Source organism: Paraburkholderia sp. BR14312 (assembly GCF_040948675.1).
Classification (GTDB): domain Bacteria; phylum Pseudomonadota; class Gammaproteobacteria; order Burkholderiales; family Burkholderiaceae; genus Paraburkholderia; species Paraburkholderia nodosa_A.
The window spans coordinates 444829-466449 of sequence record NZ_JBFPKI010000004.1 but is presented as its reverse complement, the minus strand read 5'-3'; the positions used below and the strand labels follow the sequence as shown (position 1 = coordinate 466449).

At 66.9% G+C, this 21621-nt stretch carries 16 protein-coding genes; 13 read left to right on the top strand and 3 right to left on the bottom strand.

Annotation, left to right across the window (positions count from 1 at the left end; translation table 11 throughout):
* Positions 1–27: 27 nt before the first annotated feature.
* Positions 28–948: a LysR family transcriptional regulator gene (locus AB3X98_RS14185; RefSeq protein ID WP_368605387.1), complete on the bottom strand. Its 921-nt coding sequence runs from the start codon at positions 946–948 to the stop codon at positions 28–30.
* A 145-nt stretch (positions 949–1093) separates the two neighbouring features.
* On the opposite strand from AB3X98_RS14185, the gene AB3X98_RS14180 reads away from it, so the two are divergent.
* From AB3X98_RS14180 to AB3X98_RS14155, 6 genes are all read left to right on the top strand, one after another.
* Entirely contained in the window at positions 1094–2170 is a 1077-nt protein-coding gene (locus AB3X98_RS14180) for a YeiH family protein (RefSeq protein WP_368605388.1), read from the top strand.
* Positions 2171–2416: 246 nt separating this feature from the next.
* Entirely contained in the window at positions 2417–3151 is a 735-nt protein-coding gene (locus AB3X98_RS14175; protein WP_069265681.1) for a glutathione S-transferase, read from the top strand.
* 158 nt (positions 3152–3309) lie between these two features.
* A complete protein-coding gene (locus AB3X98_RS14170; protein WP_368605389.1) occupies positions 3310–5055 on the top strand; it encodes a ClcB-like voltage-gated chloride channel protein in 1746 nt (581 codons plus the stop codon).
* A gap of 150 nt (positions 5056–5205) precedes the next feature.
* On the top strand, positions 5206–6555 hold the full coding sequence (locus AB3X98_RS14165; RefSeq protein ID WP_368605390.1) for a C45 family autoproteolytic acyltransferase/hydolase: 1350 nt from the start codon (positions 5206–5208) through the stop codon (positions 6553–6555).
* A gap of 248 nt (positions 6556–6803) precedes the next feature.
* Positions 6804–7076, top strand: a complete 273-nt coding sequence (locus AB3X98_RS14160; protein ID WP_368605391.1) for a hypothetical protein — start codon at positions 6804–6806, stop codon at positions 7074–7076.
* Positions 7077–7321: 245 nt separating this feature from the next.
* A complete protein-coding gene (locus AB3X98_RS14155; protein ID WP_069265678.1) occupies positions 7322–7552 on the top strand; it encodes a DUF2795 domain-containing protein in 231 nt (76 codons plus the stop codon).
* A gap of 34 nt (positions 7553–7586) precedes the next feature.
* Here the strand turns inward: AB3X98_RS14155 and AB3X98_RS14150 are convergent, their stop codons facing one another.
* The gene (locus tag AB3X98_RS14150) at positions 7587–8204 is read right to left on the bottom strand and encodes a TetR/AcrR family transcriptional regulator (protein WP_069265677.1); all 618 of its coding nucleotides are present in this window, start codon (positions 8202–8204) and stop codon (positions 7587–7589) included.
* Between the two features lie 253 nt (positions 8205–8457).
* Here AB3X98_RS14150 and AB3X98_RS14145 point away from each other — a divergent pair, with 253 nt between their 5' ends.
* The 4 genes from AB3X98_RS14145 to AB3X98_RS14130 all read left to right on the top strand — a co-directional run bounded on the left by AB3X98_RS14145 (position 8458) and on the right by AB3X98_RS14130 (position 15031).
* A complete protein-coding gene (locus tag AB3X98_RS14145) occupies positions 8458–9594 on the top strand; it encodes an efflux RND transporter periplasmic adaptor subunit (RefSeq protein ID WP_368605392.1) in 1137 nt (378 codons plus the stop codon).
* Complete coding sequence (locus AB3X98_RS14140; protein ID WP_368605393.1) at positions 9591–12746, top strand: efflux RND transporter permease subunit; 3156 nt, start codon at positions 9591–9593, stop codon at positions 12744–12746. The genes AB3X98_RS14145 and AB3X98_RS14140 overlap by 4 nt, the downstream gene beginning before the upstream one ends.
* Complete coding sequence (locus tag AB3X98_RS14135) at positions 12743–14326, top strand: efflux transporter outer membrane subunit (RefSeq protein ID WP_368605394.1); 1584 nt, start codon at positions 12743–12745, stop codon at positions 14324–14326. Before AB3X98_RS14140 ends, AB3X98_RS14135 begins: the two co-directional genes overlap by 4 nt.
* A gap of 84 nt (positions 14327–14410) precedes the next feature.
* The gene (locus AB3X98_RS14130) at positions 14411–15031 is read left to right on the top strand and encodes a 2-hydroxychromene-2-carboxylate isomerase (protein WP_368605395.1); all 621 of its coding nucleotides are present in this window, start codon (positions 14411–14413) and stop codon (positions 15029–15031) included.
* Between the two features lie 392 nt (positions 15032–15423).
* Here AB3X98_RS14130 and AB3X98_RS14125 read toward each other — a convergent pair whose 3' ends face one another.
* A complete protein-coding gene (locus tag AB3X98_RS14125; RefSeq protein ID WP_368605396.1) occupies positions 15424–17952 on the bottom strand; it encodes a penicillin-binding protein 1A in 2529 nt (842 codons plus the stop codon).
* A gap of 598 nt (positions 17953–18550) precedes the next feature.
* On the opposite strand from AB3X98_RS14125, the gene AB3X98_RS14120 reads away from it, so the two are divergent.
* The 3 genes from AB3X98_RS14120 to AB3X98_RS14110 all read left to right on the top strand — a co-directional run bounded on the left by AB3X98_RS14120 (position 18551) and on the right by AB3X98_RS14110 (position 21575).
* Entirely contained in the window at positions 18551–19204 is a 654-nt protein-coding gene (locus AB3X98_RS14120) for a hypothetical protein (protein WP_368605397.1), read from the top strand.
* A 397-nt stretch (positions 19205–19601) separates the two neighbouring features.
* The gene (locus AB3X98_RS14115; RefSeq protein ID WP_069265671.1) at positions 19602–20282 is read left to right on the top strand and encodes a PspA/IM30 family protein; all 681 of its coding nucleotides are present in this window, start codon (positions 19602–19604) and stop codon (positions 20280–20282) included.
* Between the two features lie 126 nt (positions 20283–20408).
* Positions 20409–21575, top strand: coding sequence for a tetratricopeptide repeat protein (locus AB3X98_RS14110; protein WP_368605398.1), 1167 nt, complete (start codon positions 20409–20411; stop codon positions 21573–21575).
* Positions 21576–21621 lie beyond the last annotated feature (46 nt).

Below are 21621 nucleotides of genomic sequence, written 5' to 3'. Positions count from 1 at the left end.
ATTCTGGATTGCCCTGGGTCTGGTGGATCAGGCGCCAGGAACATCGGCGAGACACAGTTCCAGGAAGCGCTGCGCAACGCGCGAAGCCGCGCCCGCGTGCGGCACCAGGATGGAAAAGCGCCGCGCAAGCGGCTCGGGCACAAGGCGGATCTGCCGCAAGGCGCCGTTCTCGTGACGCATCGACATGGCCGATACGAAGCCGATGCCCATACCTGCTCGCACCGCCTCCTTCACGCCCTCCACGCCCGCGATCTCCAGCGCAACGCGCATGGGCACGCCGGCGCGAGCGAACGCCCGCTCGACCACCTGGCGCACGCCCGAGCCATCCTCGCGCAGGACCAGCGGCCACTGCGCGAGCGCTCCCACCGTGATGGCCGGCATCGCGGCGGCCGTCTCCCCCTGCGCGTCGAGCTGCGACGCCAGTGCGTGAGAGCGCGGCACGATCGCGACGATTTCGTCCTCGTGCCAGGCATGCACGGCGGTATCCGGCGGCAGCTGCTCGCCCACCGGGCCCTCGATTAGCGCGATATCGACCGCGCCGAGCATGCCCACGACGTCCGTCGAATTTCCGCTCGACGTTTCGAGCTTGACCTGCGGATAGCGGCCGTGGAACTGCGCCACCAGATACGGCAGCCGGTAGCTCGCGGGCGTGGTGGTCGCGCCGATGCGCAGCGTGCCGCGCTCGAGGCCGCGCAACGCGTCGCGGTAGGTGAGCGCGTCGCGCCAGGTGTCGCGCAGGCGCGCTGCGTAGCCCGCGAGCTGTTCGCCCGTGGGCGTGAGGCGCACCCCCCGGCCGTCGCGCTGATACAGCGGCTCACCGATCTCCTCCTGCAGCAGCCGCAACTGGCCCGAAACGGCCGGCTGCGACAAATGCAGTGCGAGTGCAGCTCGACTGATATTGAGATGCTCGGCGACAGCAGCGAAAGTTATCAGTTGTTCCGGGGTCATCGAGGGAAACCATCGTGTTGTCCTATATATTACGTCACAAATCACGATTTTTCATATCGATATACCTAAATTAGGATTAGGCCATTCGATAGCGACCTGTTCGCTACCCCATTTTTCCGCCGCATCGCCCGGTTGAGAGGCCATCATGTCCACACCCAGTCTTGCGCACGCATCATCGCCGTCCACCCGCGGGCAGCTCAACGGCGTCCTGTTCGTCGCGCTGTTCGCGGCCGCCGTCACCAGTGTCGCGTCGCTGCCCGCGATCGCCGGGCTCGGCATGAGCCCGCTGATCGTCGGCATCGTCGCGGGCGCGATTTACGGCAATGCGCTTCGCGACGGCATGCCCGAAAGCTGGGCCGCCGGCGTGAACTTCTCCGCACGCAAGCTGCTGCGCATCGCCGTGGCGTTCTTCGGACTGCGCGTGAGCCTGCAGGAAATCGCCCAGGTCGGCGTGCCGGGGCTCGTCGAGTCGGTCGTGATCGTCGTGAGCACACTCGTGATCGGCACCTGGGTCGGCATGAAACTGCTCAAGCTCGACCGCGACACCGCCATTCTCACGGCAGCCGGCAGCGCGATCTGCGGCGCAGCGGCCGTGCTCGCATTCGAATCCACATTGCAATCGAAGCCGCACAAGAGCGCCATGGCTGTCGGCAGCGTCGTGCTGTTCGGCACGCTTTCGATGTTCCTCTACCCGATGCTGTTCCGCGCAGGCTGGCTGCATCTGGACACGCTCGGCGCCGGGCTCTTCTTCGGCGGCACGATTCACGAGGTCGCGCAGGTGGTGGGCGCCGCGAGTAATGTGAGCCCGGAGGCCACGCACATCGCCACCATCGTCAAGATGACGCGCGTGATGTTGCTCGTGCCGGTGCTGCTCGTGCTCGGCGTGTGGCTCAATCGCTCGGCGCGCAGCAAGGCAACGGCCGACGGCCACGCCAGCCAAGGCGGCGCGCGCAAGCTCGCGGTACCCTGGTTCGCGCTCGGCTTCCTCGCGCTCGTGATCGTCAATTCGCTCCACGTGCTGCCCGAGACGGCCACCCACGCGGTCAACACGCTCGACACCTTCGCGCTGACCATGGCGATGACGGCGCTCGGCATCGAGACGCGCGTCTCGCAGATTCGCCAGGCCGGCCCGCGGGCGCTGACCGCGGGTTTCATCATCTACCTCTGGCTGGTCGGCGGCGGTCTCGCGATCACCTGGGGCGTGCAGCGCCTGTTCGGATGACCCGGCGCCCGAGGGCCGCGCGCCCCGACCCGATCCCTTGTGCGCCGGCGCTCCCGGCCACCGGCCCCGCCTGCTGCGGGGCTGTTTGCGTTTCTGCGCGCGGCCCCCTTACGCCATCTCGCGTGCGCACGCCACACGCGAACCAGGCGCGAGCGTTGCGAGCGATACTGTGCGTTGCTGCCCGTTGCGTGGGCAGCGGCCGCGCGGGCCGTGGCGAGCACGGCCATGAACGCAAGGGGACGACCGATGGCATACGAACTCTATTACTGGGACGGTCTGCAGGGCCGGGGCGAATTCGTGCGGCTCGCGCTGGAAGAGGCGCAGGCGCCCTACGTGGACGTGGCGCGCGGCGAGAAGAAGGACGGCCTCGGCATCGGCGCGATGATGGGCGAACTGGAGAGCGACGAACCGTATCCGCCCTACGCCCCGCCCTTCCTCAAGGACGGCGACCTGATCGTGCCGCAAACCGCCAATATCCTTTTCTATCTCGGCCCGAAGCTCAAGCTCGCGCCGCGCGACGAGAGCTTGCGCATCGTCGCGAACGGCCTGCAACTGACGATCGCGGACCTCGTGACCGAAGCGCACGACACCCATCATCCGATCGCGAGCGGGCTCTACTACGAGGACCAGAAGGACGCAGCGAAGGCGCGCTCGGCGGATTTCATCGCGCATCGCATTCCGAAATTCATGAGCTATTTCGAGCGCGTGCTCGCGCAGAATCCGGAAGGCCCGCGCCACATGGTGGGCAACGCGCTCAGCTATGTCGATCTGTCGATGTTTCAGATCGTCGAGGGCCTGCGCTACGCCTTTCCAAAAGCGACGAAGCATTTCGCGGATCACTATCCGCATGTCGTCGCGCTGCGCGACGCCGTGGCCAAGCGCCCGAATATCGCCGCCTATCTCGACTCGGAGCGGCGGCTGCCGTTCAACGAAACGGGCATCTTCCGGCACTACCCCGAACTCGACCGGGCCGTGCGCTGAATGCGCGCGGGCCGAGGAAGGCGTCCGCCACCGCCTGGTTTCGTGCACGCGGCGCGCAATTGCCGTGCAGTTGCTGCATTGACCCGTTATGCTTCCCGCCGCACGTCGCGCCCTGCGCACGCGCGGCTTTCTTTCACCCGTAACCTGACCCGCCCGCCGTGCTGTCATTCCTGCTGAAACTGCGCACCCGCGCCCGCGATCTCTTTCGCTTGTCCGAGGCCCATACGATGCTGATCTGGTCGGTCATCGTCGGCGTGGCGGGCGCGTTTGCGACCGTGATCTTTCGCGAGGGCATCGCGCATGTGCAGATGCTCTTCGCGGGCAGCGAAGGCAGCCTCGTCGAGATGGCGCGTCACCTGCCGTGGCACCGGCGCATCTGGATGCCGGCGGCAGGCGGCTTCATCGCGGGATGCCTGCTGCTGCTCGCGCGGCGCAAGGCGCCCGGCAGCAGCGGCAAGGCGATGCACGCCGACTACATCGAGGCGGTGGCGATCGGCGACGGCGTCATGCCCGTGGGCACGAGCATCTGGCGCAGCCTCTCGTCGCTCTTCACGATCGCGAGCGGCGGCTCGATCGGCCGGGAAGGCCCGATGGTGCAGCTCGCCGCCCTCGCCGCTTCGCTGATTGGCCGCTGGGTCCACTTCGATCCGTCGCGGCTGCGCCTGCTCGTCGCGTGCGGCGCGGCGGCCGGTATCACCTCGGCGTACAACGCGCCCATCGCCGGCGCCTTCTTCGTGACCGAAATCGTGCTCGGCTCCATTGTCATGGAAAGCTTCGGGCCGATCGTCGTTTCCTCCGTGGTCGCCAACATCACGATGCGCGAGTTCGCGGGCTACAAGCCGCCGTACGAGATGCCCGTGTTCCCGCCGGTGACGGGCGTCGAGGTGCTGCTCTTCGTGGCGCTCGGCCTCATTTGCGGCGCGCTCGCCCCGCAGTTCCTCATGATGATGGCCACCGCGAAAAAGGGCTTTGGGCGCATCAACGCGCCGCTGCCCGTGCGGCTCGCGCTCGGCGGTCTCGTGGTCGGCATTCTTTCGGTGTGGACGCCCGAGGTGTGGGGCAACGGCTATAGCGTCGTGAACTCCATCCTCCATTCGCCGTGGACCTGGACGGCGCTCGCCACGGTGCTCGTTTTCAAGCTCATCGCGACGGCCGCGACGGTCGGCTCGGGCGCCGTGGGCGGCGTGTTCACGCCGACGCTCTTCATGGGCGCCGTGCTCGGCTGCCTGTTCGGCCAGGGCATGCACACGCTCTGGCCCGACGGCACCTCGGCGTCGTACGCCTACGCGATGGTGGGCATGGGCGCGTTCCTCGCGGGCGCGACCCAGGCGCCGCTCATGGCGATTCTGATGATCTTCGAGATGACGCTGAGCTACCAGGTGGTGCTGCCGCTGATGCTCTCGTGCGTCGTTGCGTATTTCGTCGCGCGCGCGATCGGCAAGGCGTCGATGTACGAAATCACGCTGCATCGCAATCGCGAGGAAGCCGAACGCATGCGCCTGCGCATGACGCAGATGCGCGAGCTGGTGCGCCCCGCGCAGACGGTCGTGCTGGAGAGCGCCACGGTGCAGGAGATGACGCGCGTGTTCCTCGAATATCCGGTCAAGTACCTCTACGTGACCGACGAGACGGGGCGCTTTCTCGGCGCGGTTGCGCTCGCCGACATCACCTCGGACCTGCTGCAAAAGCGCGATACCGCGCACAAGCACGCCCGCGACTACCTGAAGCCGACGTTCGACGTGCTCACGCCCGACATGCCGCTCGCCGTCGGCCTGCAGCACTTCATGTCGTTCCAGGGCGAGCGCCTGCCCGTGGTCGAAAGCACGCGCGAGCCGACGCTCGCGGGCGTGGTGTACAAGACGTCGCTGCTCGACGCCTATCAGCGCATGAACGCGGAGCGGTAGGCTTCGCCCGCGCGCGAGGCGCGTGGCAAAGCGCAGCGGATTTTCTGGAATCTAGAGGGAAACGCGCTTCGCGGCCCGCGCTGTGCCTGCGCGCACCGTCGTGCGCACAGGGGGCCAGCGAGAATCGACGCGGGGATGACCGGAGCGAAGATGAGCGAACCCTCACTCGAAGCCGTACGCCGCGACCACGCGGGCTGGATATTCTTGCACTTGCAGGGCGAGCCTTACGACCGCGGCGAGCAGCACGGCAAATTGCTCGCCAACGAAATCCGCAATGCGATTCGCACCGCGCGCTACCTCGCGAAATGGGATACGGGCGAGGACTTCGACACCTTCGTCGACGCCGCGATCGTGCAGTTCGCGCCGCGCCTCGACACCGAATTCGCCGACGAGATCCAGGGCATCGCCGACGGCGCCGGTCTCAAGTTCGCCGAAGTGCTCGCCTGGAACGGCTACATGGACCTGCTGCAGAGCTGGTGGCCGGTTCATGTTGCGACACAGCAAGCACAGCCCGCGGTGCGCCCCTGGCGCGGGCGGCGCGGCCACCATTGCAGCGCCTTCATCGCGACGGGCAGCGCGACGCGCGACGGCCGCATCGTCATGGCGCACAACTCGTGGGACCGCTACGCGGCCGGCGATGCCTTCAATATCGTGTTCGACATCGTGCCCGACTCGGGGCACCGTATCCTCATGCAGGGCCTGCCCGGCTGCATCTCGAGTCTCACCGACTTCTGGATCAACGGCGCGGGCCTGATGGTGACGGAGACGACCATCTCGAACTTCGTCGGCTACCGCGCGAACGGCGCGCCTGAGTTCTATCGCTCGCGACGGGCGACGCAGTATGCGTCGAGCATTGCGCAATGGTGCGAGATGTTCGCGCAGGCGAACAACGCGGGCTATGTGAACAGCTGGCTGCTCGGCGACACCAAAACGGGCGAGATCGCGCGCTACGAACTGGGCCTGCAGCACGCGGGCTTCGAGAGCACGAAAGACGGCTTCTACAGCGGCTTCAACGCGGCCACGGACCTCAAGATCCGCAACCAGGAGTGCACCGGCGAAGCCGACGACTACACCGACGTGCGCCGCAACGGCGCGCGCCGCCTGCGCTTCATGCAACTCGCGCAGGAGCACCGCGGCGCGATCGACGCCGAACTCGCCAAGGCGATGATCGCGGACCACCACGACGTCTACCTCGAGCGTAGCGACAACCCGTGCTCGCGCACGATCTGCGGCCATCTCGAACTCGACGACGCGCGCTTCGGCGGCGCCGACCACGGGCCGTTCAACCCATGGGGCGCGAACGACGGCAAGGTGGTCGACAGCGAAATGGCGCGCGATCTGTCGTTCTGGGCGCGCTGGGGCCATCCCTGCGGCCGCCCATTCGACGCCCAGGCGTTCATGCAGCGCCACCCGCAATGGAACTGGCTCAACGGCTATATGCGCGACCGCCCGTCGTGGCCCTGGACGCGCTTCGAGGCGCTGCGCAGGCCCTCGCCTTAGTCCCGCGTAGCGGCAGTGCCGGCAAAAAAAGCACGCGCGTTCGAGACGTGCCGGCTCATTTCCTGCCATCATGGTATTTCCGTATGCGCGTCGCGCACATGAGCCGTCCAGGCGGCTCGTTGCGCCTTCGCGTAGCGGCGCGCCGGACCGCCCCGGCTGGCGCGGCTGCCTGCGCCGCCAACCCACGTGGCGGATGCGGTACGGCGCTTGCTGCGACCTGTGGGCCGCATGAGAAAGGAGGTCGAGCGATGAAAACCTCGACACTGATGACCACCGTGCTGTTGTCGGCGTCCTGCTTCGCCGCTCCGGTACGTACCGCGCAGGACTCACCGGTCACGCCGACCAGCGCGCACATCCCGCTCGCAAGTGGACAGTCCCACGCCTACGACGCCCCCGTCGCGCCCCCTGCCCCCAACGTGCCCGTGACCGCAAACGGTCCGCAACACTGGGAGTACCTCACGCTGCCCAGGTCGCATCGGCTGGACAAGACGCTCAGCCCGGACCTGCACGAGCAGACCTGAGCCTGACCGGTACCCCCGTTTGCGAACAAGCGGCAAACCAAAGTGGCGCATGAGCGGCAAATGAGCAGCGCGTGCGCACGCGGCGAGGGCGTGCGAGGCGGATTGTGTATGCTTGAGGCGCGGCGCTAGCGCTGCGCGCCGCAAAGCAGACCGGGCGCGAACAGAATCTGAAAAACAAACCGCACAACAAACGAGACGACGACGCGGACCGCCAACGCCGGCCGCCCGCGCAAAGGACGCCACGCATGTCAGCCTCTCGCATTCCCGACGAACCCATCGATCTGCAATTCGCCGACGTGCTGCGCGAGGTGCGCTGGCCCGCCAACAAGGACGAACTCGTGGACGCCGCGCGCGAGGCCGGCGCGAGCAACGAGGTGCTCGGCATCCTCGACGGCATGCCCGAGCAGGATTACCAGGACGTCGCGTCCGTTACGCGGCTGATCGGCAGCAACTACGGCCCTGGCCTCGGCTCCTGACGCGCGCGCGTCGTGGGCTGGCTGCACGCCGGGCTCACGCGTCGCGGCCGAACACCACGCGCGCGAGGAAAGTCCCCAGCACGGCTTCGACGACTGGCGGCGTGACATGCTGCGGATCGGCCGTGGCGAGAAACTGCACCCCGTCGCACAGCCCCATCAGCCCGAGCGCGAGCAATTGGGGATCGAGCGGCACCGGCATGCCCGCACGCGCCGCAAACTCCTCGATGTACACGGCAAGACTCTCGCGCTTTTCCTTCATGAAGGCGTTGTAGCGCGTGCGAAAGCGCGCGTCGCGCGCAGCCAGCAGCCTGGCTTCCACCCACAGCAGGAAGACCTTGTTGTCCTGCGGCATGCGGCTGTAGTAGGCGAGCACGCGCGCCTCCATCTGCTCGCGCGAGACCTCGGTCTCGAAGATGGCGCGCAGGTCGGTCTGCATGGCTTCGTGATCGCGCCGCAGCAGTTCCACGAGCAGGTCCGACTTGCCCGAAAAGTTCGAGTAGAACGCGCCGCGCGTGTACCCCGCCGCGTGCGCGATGTCCTCGACGCTCGCGCCCACGAACCCTTTTTTCATGAACACGGCCTGCGCGGCGTCGAGCAGGCGCTCGCGCGTCTGGTCGCGGCTTTGTTCGCGGGTGAGTCGAATGCGCTTCATGGCGTGGGGCGTCGTTATGTATCACGGATGGACGCGAGTCTAGCACTGAAACATTCCTCGGATTCAGATTCGCACTCAGATACAAGGTTGTATTAGAATCCGGCTCATCATCCCAAGTCCGGGTCGGTGCGCGAGCCGCGCCGCGCCCGCGACTCAACGGCGGCGCAGCCGGTCCGGCGGCATTGCGGTCTGCGTGCGCACCCAGCCTATCGAGGTCCAGGTGAATCGTCGCGGTCGTGGCGCATCGAGCAGAATGCGCAGTGGTACCGGTAAGTTCAGTGCACCGTGGCGGCATGCCGCGAATGTGCTTCTCGTGCTCGGTGTGGCCGCGCTGGCTGCCTGCGGCAAGGAAAAGGAAGCCCCGCCGCAGCCGCGCCCGGTCGTCTCGATGACCGTGCACCCCGACGGCGGCGGCGTGAGCCCCGTCTATCCAGGCGATATCGAGGCGCGCAACGCCACGCCGCTTTCGTTTCGCGTGAACGGCAAGATCATCGAGCGCAGCGTGCGCCTGGGCGACAACGTCAAGCCCGGCCAGACCCTCGCGCGGCTCGATCCTGCAGACTTCGAAAAGAACGCGGCCAGCGCGCAGGCCCAGTTCGACGCCGCGCAGCATCGCCTCGTCTTCGCGAAGCAGCAGCTCGATCGCGATACCGCCCAGTCGGCGGCCAATCTCATCGCCCGCGCGCAGCTCGAACAGACGCAGGATGCCTACGCCTCGGCCGCGGCCCAGCGCGATCAGGCGCAGCAGCAGCTCGCGCTGGCAAAGAACCAGTTGCGCTACACACAGGTCGTAGCGGACCACGCGGGCGTCATCACCGCCGAAAACGCCGACACCGGCCAGAACGTGCAGGCCGGCCAGGCCGTCTACCAGCTCGCATGGAGCGGCGACGTCGACGTGGTATGCGACCTGCCAGAGCGCGCCGTGGCCGCGCTGCACACCGGCGACACCGCGCAGGTCACGCTCGGCGCCCTGCCCGGTCGCCACTACACGGCGCGCCTGCGCGAACTCGCCGCCGCGGCGGACCCGCAAAGCCGCACGTGGCGCGCGAGGCTCACGCTCGAACGTCCCGATGCCGACGTGCGTCTCGGCATGACCGCCAACGTGGCGTTCGCGGCACCGAGCGAGGCCAACGCGCCGGCCGCGTTTACCGTGCCGGCCACCGCGCTCTTCCACGACGGCGCAGCGCCCGCCATCTGGGTCGTCCACGCGCCCGACAACGTGCTGCAATTGCGGCGCGTGAACATCGCGCGCTACGACGCGCGCACGATCACCGTGGCGGGCGGATTGCAGGACGGCGAACGCATCGTGCTGCAAGGCGTCCATACCGTCCACGCGGGCGAGCAGGTACGGCCGGTGGCGCCGCTGCATCCCGAGGACTTCGCGTCATGAGCCAGACGACGGACTCGGGCCCCGGCGCCGATCACGAAGAGGGCCGCTTCAACCTGTCGGCGTGGGCGCTGCGGCATCGGGCACTCGTCACCTTTCTCGTTGCGCTCGCAACGATCTTTGGCGCGCTCGCCTACACGCGTCTAGCGCAATCGGAAGACCCGCCCTTCACGTTCCGCGTGATGGTCATCCAGACCTTCTGGCCCGGCGCGAGCGCGCGCCAGGTCGAGGATCAGGTGACGACCCGCATCGGCCGCAAGCTGCAGGAAACGCCGTATATCGACTTTCTGCGCAGCTATTCGCGGCCCGGCGAATCGCTCGTGTTCTTCACGATGAAGGACTCCGCGCCCGTGAGCGAAGTGCGTGAGACCTGGTACCAGGTACGCAAGAAGGTCGGCGACATCGCGTACACGCTGCCCCAGGGCGTGCAAGGGCCGTTCTTCAACGACGAGTTCGGCGACGTCTACACCAACATCTACGCGCTGGAGGGCGACGGCTTTTCGCCCGCGCAACTGCACGACTACGCAGACAAGCTGCGCGAGCAGTTGCTGCGCGTGCCCGACGTCGGCAAGGTCGATTATTTCGGCGATCCGCAGCAGCGCATCTACATCGAAATTCCGAACACGCAGCTCACACGCCTGGGCATCTCGCCCACGCAACTCGGCCAGGTGATCGGCGCGCAGAACAGCGTCTCCGCCGCAGGTACGCTCACGACCGCCGACGACCGCTTGTTCGTGCGCCCGAGCGGTCAGTACGAGGACCTCGAGGCGCTCGCCGATACACTGATCCGCGTGAACGACCGCACGTTTCGCCTCGGCGACATCGCGACGATCCGGCGCGGCTACGACGAGCCGCTCGCCACGCAGATGCGCTTCCAGAACCAGGCCGTGCTCGGTATCGGCCTCACGATGCAGCCGGGCGGCGACGTGATCCGTCTCGGCAAGGCGCTCGATGCGCGCGTCGAGAAGTTGCGCGCGCAACTTCCCGCGGGCCTGAGGCTCGTGGAGGTGTCGAGCATGCCCGATGCGGTCTCGCGCTCGGTGGACGACTTCGTCGAAGCCGTGGCCGAGGCCGTGGGCATCGTGCTGCTCGTGAGCCTCGTTTCGCTGGGCGTGCGCACGGGCATGGTGGTCGTCATCACCATTCCGATCGTGCTCGCCGTCACCTCGCTCGCGATGTACCTCTTCGGCATCGGTCTGCACAAGGTGTCGCTCGGCACGCTCGTGCTCGCGCTCGGCCTGCTCGTGGACGACGCCATCATTTCCGTCGAGATGATGGCGGTGAAGCTCGCACAGGGCTGGAACCGCACGCGCGCCGCTGCATTCGCCTACACCAGCACCGCGTTCCCGATGCTGACCGGCACGCTCGTCACCGTTTCGGGCTTCCTGCCCATCGTGCTCGCGAGGTCGAGCACCGGCGAGTACACGCGCTCGATCTTCCAGGTCTCCGCCATCGCGCTGATCGCCTCGTGGTTCGCGGCCGTCGTGTTGATTCCGCTGCTGGGCTACCGGCTGTTGCCGGAGCGCAAGCCCGATCCGGATGCGGCGCACGCCGCCCATGGCGACGATCACGAGCACGAGATCTACGACACGCGTTTCTATCGGCGGCTGCGTGGCTGGATCGGCTGGTGCATCGAGCGCCATGCCATCGTGCTCGTGCTGACCATCGCGCTGTTCGTGGCCGCGCTCGCGTGCTTCAAGCTCGTGCCGCAGCAATTCTTCCCGAGTTCCGACCGGCCCGAGTTGCTCGTGGACGTGCGCCTGCCCGAAAGCGCCTCGATCGATGCGACGCTGCGCCAGACGAAGCGCCTCGAAGCGGCGATCAAGGGCCGCCCCGAGATCGACCATTTCGTCGATTTCGTCGGCACCGGCGCGCCGCGTTTCTATCTGCCGCTCGATCAGCAGTTGCAGCAGCCCAATTTTGCGCAGTTCGTGATCACGACGAAGTCGGTCGAAGATCGCGAAAAGCTCGCCAGCTGGCTCGAACCGATGCTGCGCGACAAGTTCCCCGCCATCCGCACGCGCCTCTCGCGGCTCGAGAACGGGCCGCCGGTCGGCTACCCCGTGCAGTTCCGCGTGAGCGGCGACGACGTCCCCACCGTGCGCGACATCGCGAACAAGGTGGCGGCGACGATGCGCGCCGATTCGCGCACCGACAACGTCAGTTTCGACTGGGACGAACCGGCGGGACGCTCGCTGCACTTCCAGATCGACCAGCAAAAGGCGCGCGCGCTCAATGTCTCGTCGCAGGACATCGCCAACTTCCTGCAGATGACGTATTCGGGCTATACCGTCACGCAGTTTCGCGAGCGCGACAAGCTCATCAGCGTCGATCTGCGCTCGCCCGCTGCCGAGCGCGTCGATCCGGCCCGCCTGCTCACGCTCGCCATGCCTACGCCCAACGGCCCGGTGCCGCTTGGAGCGCTCGGGCATCTCGCCAACGATCTGGAGTACGGCGTGATATGGTCGCGCGACCGGCAGCCGACGATCACCGTGCAGTCCGACGTGCGAGCGGGCGCACAGGGCATCGACGTCACGCATGCGCTCGACGGCAAACTGGAGTCGATCAAGCGCGCGCTGCCGCCCGGCTACCACATCGAGGTGGGCGGCTCCGTCGAGGAAAGCGCGAAGGGCCAGGCGTCCATCTTCGCGCAGTTGCCGGTGCTCGCCATTGCCGTGCTCACGCTGCTCATGATCCAGCTGCAAAGCCTCACGCGCGTGCTGATGGTCGTGCTGACCGCGCCGCTCGGCCTGATCGGCGTGGTGATCGCCCTGCTCCTGTTCGGGCAGCCGTTCGGCTTCGTGGCCATGCTGGGCGTGATCGCCATGTTCGGGATCATCATGCGCAACTCGGTGATCCTCGTGGACCAGATCGAAACGGACATCCGCGCCGGGAACAAGCGCTTCGACGCCGTGGTGGGCGCCACGGTGCGCCGCTTCCGGCCCATCATGCTGACCGCCGCGGCCGCCGTGCTCGCGCTCATCCCGCTCTTGCGTTCGAACTTCTTCGGGCCGATGGCGACGGCGCTGATGGGCGGCATCACGATTGCGACCGTGCTCACGCTGTTTTTCCTGCCCGCGGCTTACGCGGCCGCGTTCCGCGTGCGCAGCAGCGAGACTGACGAGACCGGCAAGACGCCGGAACAGGCATCATGAAGACGGATTCTTCGACATTGGCGTCGGGCCCGCGTGCAACGGCGCGTTCGCCCGCAACACGTTTTCCGCACGCGCCCGGCTTGCTCGCCGCATGCGCCGCGCTCGCGCTGGCCGGCTGCGCGATGGGCCCGACCGGTGAGCCGCCCGCCATGCCGCAGCCCGAGCACTACGGTGTGCAGGCGCAACCGGCACAGACGGTCGCCGCCCAGGGCGTCGCGCAGCAGTTCGTGACGGGCGCGGAACCGGTGCCGCAATGGTGGACGCTCTACGGCTGCGACGCGCTCGATGCGCTCGTGAACGAGGGCCTCGCCAACAGCCCGAACCTCGCCGCCGCCGACCACAACCTGCAAGCGGCGCGCGAGCAGTTGCGCGGCCAGATCGGCAGCTCGCTGCTGCCGACCGTCGACGCCATCGGCATCGCGCAACGCCAGCAGCAACCCGCGATCCCACAGTTCGGCATCGACCGGCTGCAATACGCGATTTTTGCGGGCTTGATCGACGTTCGCTACACCTTCGACGTGTTCGGCGCGACCCGCCTGAACAACGCGGCGCTCGCCTCGCGCGTGAACGTGCAGGCGTTCCAGTTCGAGGCCGCGCAGCGCGCGCTCGCGGCGAACATCGTGGCAAGTGCGCTCGGCGCGGCAACGCTGCATGCGCAGATCGACACGACCGAACAGCTGATCGCGCTCGCCAATGCGCAGGCCGACGACGTGCAAAAGCGCTACGCGCTCGGCTCGGCCTCGCGCACCGATCTGCTCAGCGCGCAGCAGAGCGCGGCGTCGCTCGCGGCGAGCCTGCCGGGGCTGCGTCAGCAATGGGTCGCACAGCGCCATGCGCTCGCCGTGCTGATCGGCCGCACACCCGACCAGGCGCCGCCCGACCTCGATCTCGCCAGCCTGACCTTGCCCGCGCAGGTACCGGTAGTCATCCCTTCAGAACTCCTGAGAACCCGACCCGACATCGAAGCCGCCGAAGCCACGCTCAAGGCGGCCGCGGCGGGCGTCGGCGCCGCCACCGCGCAAATGTACCCGAGCATCACGCTTTCGGCGGCGCTCGGCCAGGGCGGCTTCAGCTGGCCGGTGGTGACTTCCGGCGCGGGCGCGCTGTGGGCGATCGGCGCTTCGCTTTCGCAGCCGATTTTCCACGGCGGCGCACTCGTTGCGCAGCGGCGTGCGGCGTTGCAGTCCTATGAGGCAGCCAACGACACCTACAAGCAAACGGTGCTCACGGCGTTCCAGGACGTCGCCGATCGTCTCGCCGCGCTCGATCACGACGCCCAGGCGCTCGACGCAGCCAGTACCTCGGCACGCACGGCCCAGGGCGTCTACGAGGACACCAACGCGCGCTACAGGTTGGGCGCGGTGCCGTGGTACGCGGTGCGCCAAAGCGAGCAGCAATGGCGTAACGCGCGGCTCGACGAAATCCGCTACCGCGGCACCCGGCTTGCCGATACGGCCGCCCTCTTCCAGGCGATGGGCAATCCGCCGGTCAACCCGGCGACGCTCGGCAGCGGGCGCGGGACGGACACGGCCGCTGCCGCTCCCGCATCGGACGCTGGAGCCGCCGCACAAGGCAAGTAACACTCGCGATTGTCCGGGCGTCTCGGCGTACCATGATCGCAAGCGCCGCGCACCTCGGTGCAACCGCTTCATGGAGACGACAGCATGTCCCGTCCATCGCTTGACTTCTGGTTCGACCTCGCCAGCAACTACAGCTATCTCAGCGTGATGCGCATCGCTGCGCTCGCCGAACGAAATGGCGTGGATGTTTACTGGCGGCCCTTCCTCCTCGGCCCCATTCTCGACGCACTCGGCTGGGAAGGTCCGCCCTTCGTCGTGCAGAAGGAAAAAGGCGCCTATGTGTGGCAGGACATGCGCCGGCAGTGCCGCAAATACGCACTGCCGTGGCAACAACCCAGCGAGTTTCCCCGCCGCACCGTGCTCGCGACGCGCATCGCCGTGCTCGCCGCCGACGAGCCGTGGCTGCCCGACTGGTGCCGCGCCGTCATGACGCGCAACTATGGCGACGACCGCGAAGTCGATTCGCCCGAAGCCGTCGCACAGATGCTCACCACGCTCGGATTGCCGGCACAACGGCTCATCGAGGAAGCCGGCAGCGAGGCGAACCGGCTGCGCCTGCGCGAGCGCACCCAGGCGGCTCGCGATCTCGGCATCTTCGGCGCACCGACGTTTTTCGTCGGCGAAGAGATGTTCTGGGGTAACGACCGGCTGGAAGACGCCATCGAAGCGGCGCTCGGCGCGCCGCAGAACCGGGACACTGCGTAGTCCTGTTCTTTGCGCATCACTACCGTGGAGCTGTTCGTATTCCTGCCTGTTCACGCCGTCACGTATTCGCGCGGTTCGCACAGCCAAACCTTCGGACTGCGTTCTGACGATGTGTTTTGAGGCGCGATGCCTCATACGGCCTGCCTGTGAACAAAGCCTTTGGCGTCAGCCAGTTAGCTTCGATATCCCAGGGTTATGAACAGGGGCTTCAACAAAAACTGTGGAAAAGTCGGCACGAGAGTTACCCACAGATTTCGTTGACAGCCCTGTGGAAAAGCCCTGGAAAGCTCGCCCAACTCCTTGGCCCACAAGGAAATTCCGCTCACCAAACAAAACACGGCGCGCCGTTGCCGACGCGCCGTGTTTATCCGGCAGAACTCATCAAACCGGCATCAAGGCTTGTTCGATTCGAACAGATCCATGATCTGCTTCTTCTCTGTGTTCGTCACGTTCGGCGGCGTCATGCCGCCCGGACCCATGCTGCCGGTCGCGCCGCTCGCGTCGCTCGCCGCACCGGCCGGGTTCGCCGAGTCCAGACCGATGCTCGCCACGAAGCCGTTACCCGGCGTCATGTCCGAGAAGAACAGTTCGTCGTTGATCGTCGTGAGGCCCTCGGGCATCGCCGGTTCTTCCTGCGGCACGCCGCGCAGCGCACGCTGCATGTACTCCACCCAGATCGGCAACGCGAGCTGCGCGCCGAATTCGCGGCTGCCGAGACTCTTCGGCTGGTCATAGCCCATCCACGCCACGGCGACCAGTGTGCGCTGATAACCGGCGAACCAGCCGTCCTTGGCGTCGTTGGTCGTACCGGTCTTGCCCTGCAGGTCGTTGCGATGGAGCACGTTGGTGCCGGCGCCCGTACCCGCCGTCGCCACCGAGTGCAGCAGGCTGTTCATCACGAATGCGTTGCGCGGCGAAAGCGTTTGCGGCGCATTCTGGCCCGCCACCGACGGTTGCGCGCGCAGGATCGGCTGGCCGCGCGCGTCGTCCACTTCGGCGATCAGATACGGGTTGATGCGATAGCCGCCGTTCGCGAACACGCTATACGCGCCCGCCGACTGCAGCGGCGTGACGAGGCCCGCGCCGAGCGCCATCGGCAGGTACGGCGGGGTCTTGTCCGCGTCGAAGCCGAAGCGCTGCGTCACGTAGTCCTGCGCGTACTTCGTGCCGATGTACGAGAGGATGCGGATCGACACGAGGTTCTTCGACTTCTGCAGCGCGAGGCGCATCGACATCGGCCCTTCGGGCTGGTCGTCGTCCTTCGGCTCCCACGCGTCGCCGCCCGGCGTGCTGGGGGGGAAGTACAGCGGCGCGTCGTTGATGATCGTCGCCGGCCCAAGGCCCTTTTCGAGCGAAGCCGAGTAGATGAACGGCTTGAAGCTCGAGCCCGGCTGACGCCACGCCTGCGTGATGTGATTGAACTTGTTCTTGTTGAAGTCGAAGCCGCCGATCAGCGCGCGGATCGCGCCGTCCTGCGGCGTGAGCGAGACGAGCGCGCCTTCGACCTGCGGCAGCTGCGTGATCTGCCAGTTGCCCTTCGCGTCCTCCATCAGGCGCACGATCGAGCCCGGGCGAATGCGCAGCGCCTGCGAGGCGCGCGGCGAGAGCGCGGCCGCGACGAAGCGCAGGCCCTCGCCCGTCACCGTCACCGAGGTGCCGTCGAGCTGTTGCGCCGTCACCGACTTCGGGCCCGCGTCGGTCACGACTGCCGAAACGAGGTCGCCGTTGTCCGGGTGATCGGTGAGCGCGTCTTCGATGGCCTGCTCGCGGTCGTCGCCGTCCGCGGGCAACTGCACGAAGCCCTCCGGTCCGCGATAGCCGTGGCGGCGCTCGTAGTCCATCACGCCCTTGCGCACAGCCGCGTACGCGGCATCCTGGTCGGCCGAATCGATCGTCGTCGTCACCGTGAGGCCGCGCGTGTACGTCTCGTCCTTGTACTGCGCGTACATCATCTGGCGCACCATTTCGGCGACGTATTCGGCGTGCACGTTGTACTCGGTGCCGGCCGTCTTCGTCTGCAGCGGCTCCTTGATCGCTTCGTCGTACTGCGCTTGCGTGATGTAGCCGAGGTCGAGCATGCGCTTGAGGATGTACTCCTGGCGAATCTTCGCGCGGTGCGGATTGACGATCGGGTTATACGCCGAAGGCGCCTTCGGCAGGCCCGCGAGCATCGCCGCCTGGGCCACCGTAATGTCCTTCAGGTCCTTGCCGAAGTACACGCGCGCCGCCGCCGAAAAACCGTAGGCGCGCTGACCCAGATAAATCTGGTTCATGTACAACTCGAGAATCTGGTCCTTCGTGAGCGCGCGCTCGATCTTGTAGGCGAGCAGCATCTCGTAGACCTTACGCGTGTAGGTCTTCTCGCTCGACAGGAAGAAGTTGCGCGCGACCTGCATCGTGATCGTGCTCGCGCCCTGCGAGGCGCCGCCGTGCATCAGGTCGGCCACGCCCGCGCGCAGGATGCCGACGAAGTCCACGCCGCCGTGCTCGTAGAACCGGTAGTCCTCGATGGCGAGCACGGCCTTCTTCTGAATATCAGGGATATCCTGAAAACGCACGAGCTGACGTCGCTCTTCGCCGAACTCGCCGATCAGCACGTGATCGGCGGTATAGATGCGCAGCGGCACCTTGGGCTGATAGTTGGTGAGCGCATCGAGCGACGGCAGTTGCGGCTCCATCACGACGAGCGCGTAGCCCACGAGCAGCGCACCGACCACGCAGAGCGTGCCGATCAGGCCGACGAACCAGAGCGCGAGCGTGGTGCCGAAGGAGCGCCGCTTCGGGCTCCCGTCGCGCGGCCCGTTGCCGCCGGACCCGCCGCCCGATTCAGGCCGGCGAGGCGGCTGGCGCCCGTGGTTGAAGGAGGGTTCCCGATCTTCGTTCGGGTACTGCGGTGAAGGCGGTCGTTTGATGATAGGCATGACTGGAATGATGGGCGCGTCTCGCGCGCGCCGGCTGCGCGCAACTCGCGCGCATGGATCTCGACCACGGCGTCATGGCGCCAATGCGGCATACGACGTCGCCGGCTCAATCCCGGCGACGCGGCGCGACCGGCAACGCCCCCGTCCGGCCGCGCGGCGCGCACTATGGCACGCCACATGCGAATACCGCCCGTTCGGGCGCCATTCGCGAAATGTAACAGCGCATTCTAAAGAAATCGCGCACGCCGGGTCGCGCTTTTTTTGTAAGAGTTTCTTGGGAAACACTTCCTGCCCGATTTCTGGCCGTCCGGGCGCTCGCTTGCGTCGATCATGGTTTTATGCGCGAAAAGTTTCGTAACCGTCCTTGTGTAGCGCGATAAATTAGGCATCGACTGATCGTTGACGGCAGATTTTTGCAGGCAGGGTTGTTCCTGGTCGCGCACCTTCTCATTGCGCATCGGCGCACCCGTCTTATCATGAAAGATCTGCTACACGCCCCTGTCCGCGCCCAGGCAAGCACGCATCCATTCTTACAAAAAGCTGTTGCGCAGGCAGGCAAACCGACGTCATACGAAGCCGACCCAACGGCCCGTCGATCATGAACAAGCCCAGCGAACGCATCGTCGTCTTCGTTACGCCCGCGCAAAAGCGCGCGATCTCCGCCACCGCCGACGAGCTCGGCATCAGCCTCAGCGAACTCATGCGCCGCGCCGTGATCGCGTTCAGCGCGACGAGCGATCAGGTGAAGGCCGCGAGCATCGTCGACCGGCTGAACGCGCCGCGTCAGCCCGACGCGCTCGCGCAGGTGCTGCAAAAGGCAGCGAGACCGCTGCGTGTGGGTCGAGCGGGCGCGATCCGGCCAGCGGTGGGCGCGGCGGCGGCCATCGGTGCGAGCGACGCGAACGCGGACGCGCAAAAGGCTGGCGAAGCGGCCGCGGCTCTTCACGACGACGACGCTCACGAGGCAACGCTTCAAGCGCCAAACATACCCCTGCCCGCCGCGCACACCGACGAGGCGGACGTGAGCCATGCCGCGCGCGAAATCGCCCAGGCTGTCGCCCGGCTGAGCGCCGAAGCGGCCGCTGCAGCGCAAAGCGCCGCGCTCGACACGGCCGCCGCACAATCGCTGGACGTCGAACCGCTGCAGCCGCTGAGCTCGGCGCCCTTCGCCCGCTCCCGGCGCGACGCGAGCGATCCACGCGACGAAGCCCGCAGCGACGACGCCGCGCCCGAAGGCGGCAAATACGCCTGACACGCGCAGCATCCACGCCGCCATACACACGAGTCACAATCGGCTTAACGCCCGCTTACATACGCGCCGCGAGCGCTGGGCAGGCCCGATTCCTTTAAGTCCCTTTTAAGACGGGCCGTGGTGTAATATCCGCGGTCGATGGCGGCGCCCGGCCTGCAGCGGTGCTTCACGCCGCGCAGCCAGGCCCGTTCTGATGAACACACGCGTGCAAGAAAACAGCTTCACGCTATTGCAATTGCCGCACTCGCCCCGATTTTCGCCGTGCATGCGCGCCAGGCGCAAAGCGGCGTAAGCTGGCAGATGGATCAGCCCTCTGCCGGCCGGCTGGCGCGTGAGGCCAAACCGCGAACACGCACCTCGGCCCACCACGGCCGATCTCATTTCACTGGAGGAATTCATGTCGCTTTTCGACTCCATCTCCCGCACCGTCAAGGGCCTGCTCAACGACGCCGCAGACTCGGTGCAGGATCCGTCGCGCGACGCGCGCCAGATCGTGCGTGAGCTCGACGACAGCATCGGCCGCGCGGAGAACTCGCTCGTCGAGATCCAGGCGCAGGTCGCGACGCAGCAAAGCAAGCGCGACGTGGCCGCCGACAAGGCGAAGAAGTACGAAGACGGCGCGAAGCGCGCGCTGCAATCGGGCGACGAAGCGCTCGCACGCGAAGCGCTCGGCGCGCAGCAAACCGCGGAAGCCGAACGCGACGCGCTCGCGGGCGAACTCGCGAAGCTCGAACCGTCGGTCGATCAACTGAAGCAGCAGATCGACGACATGCGCCAGCGCCGCAACGACCTGAACGCGCGCTCGAACATCCTGCAGGCGAAGCAGCAGATCGCCCAGGCGAAGGATGTCGCGGCTACGGCGCTGGGCGGCATCGGCGGGAAGAATCTCGACGGCGATTTCCAGAAGCTGGAAGAAAAGGTCGCGCTCTCGAACGCGCGCTCGGACGCCCGCCTGAATTCGTCCGACCAGTCGAGCGGCAAGGCGCTCGACGACAAGCTCGCGGCGCTCAACAAGGGTCCGTCGGTAGACGAGCGCCTCGAGGCGCTCAAGAAGCAGATGAACACGCCGGCACAGTAAGCGCCTGCGTGCTGGATGCGGCGCGGCACGATCCGTGCGGCCGATGGCAATCGGCAGGCGCGCGAGAGCGCCGCATCCCCGTATCGAATGCCATGGAGACGGGCGTCAATCCGCCCGGCCTGCAACATGAAAAAGTTTCTTGCCGCTGCCAGTATCGCCGTCGCGTCGCTCGTCTTTACGGGCGGCGTTGCGTTCGCCTTGCCGAGCGTGCAGCAGATCGAATCCGCGATGTCGCAGGGTGACTGGCAGCGCGCCGATTCCGGCCTGACCGAAGTCCTGCAGGCGCATCCGGACAACGCTCGCGCGCACTACCTCTACGCCCAGGTCCTCGACCGCGAAGGTCGTTACAGCGACGCGCTTACCCAGGTCGAGCAGGCGAAGTCGCTCGATCCGCAAATCCGCTTCACCCAGCCGCAACGTTTCGCGCAGGTCGAAGCGAAGATTCGTTCCGACGCTTCACGCGTCGGCAGTGTCAACACGAACAGCACGGGCAACCCGTTCACGCAGCAGCAGTTGGCCGCGCCCGCGCCACAGAAGCGAGGTCCTGGTATGGGCATGTGGATTGGTATCGCCATCTTGCTGGTCGGCATTGTGCTCGTGCTGCGCTGGACGCTGCGTCGCGCAAAGTCCACCGAAGACGCGAAGGCCGGCGACGACCGCCGCGACCAGCTCAAGCGCGCCACCGAGTTGCTCAACGGCGTGCGCTCGCTCAAGCTCGACGTGAAGCTCTCGACCGCGCCCGGTCACGAAGCGCTCGAAAAGGAAGTCGAAGGACTCGAAGCGCAGTTGCGCAGCCTCGTCGAAACGCTTTCGAACAGCGCGAATCCGCGACCGCCGTATGAGATCGAGGATCTCGAACGCCAGTTCGCGAGCCTCAAGGCGCGCGCCGAGGGCCGCGCCGATCCGAATGCGCAGCCTGCCGCGCCCGACTACGGCAGCAACTCCCCCTACGCGCGCGAAGCCGACGCCGCCTTCGGACGTCAGCCGCAGTATCCGCCTGCGCCGCCGCAGCAACCGCCGCAGGTCATCGTGCAGCAAGGCGGCGGTGGCATGGGCGGCATGGGTGGCCTGCTCACGGGCGTGCTGCTCGGCGAAGCCCTGAATCATGGCCGTGACCGCGTGATCGAGCGCGATGTGTATGTCGACGACGAGGGCCGCAGGGTTCAGCGCGACGGCAACAACGGCGGCGGCCTCGACTTCGGCCAGGGCTCGAACGACTGGGACGACAGCTCGGGCGGCGGCGGTGTCGATATGGGCAGCAACGACAGCTCGGACGACTGGAACAACTCCTGAACGCCTGAGGCTTGCCCAGCGCACGCCGCTAAAGCAACGACGGGCT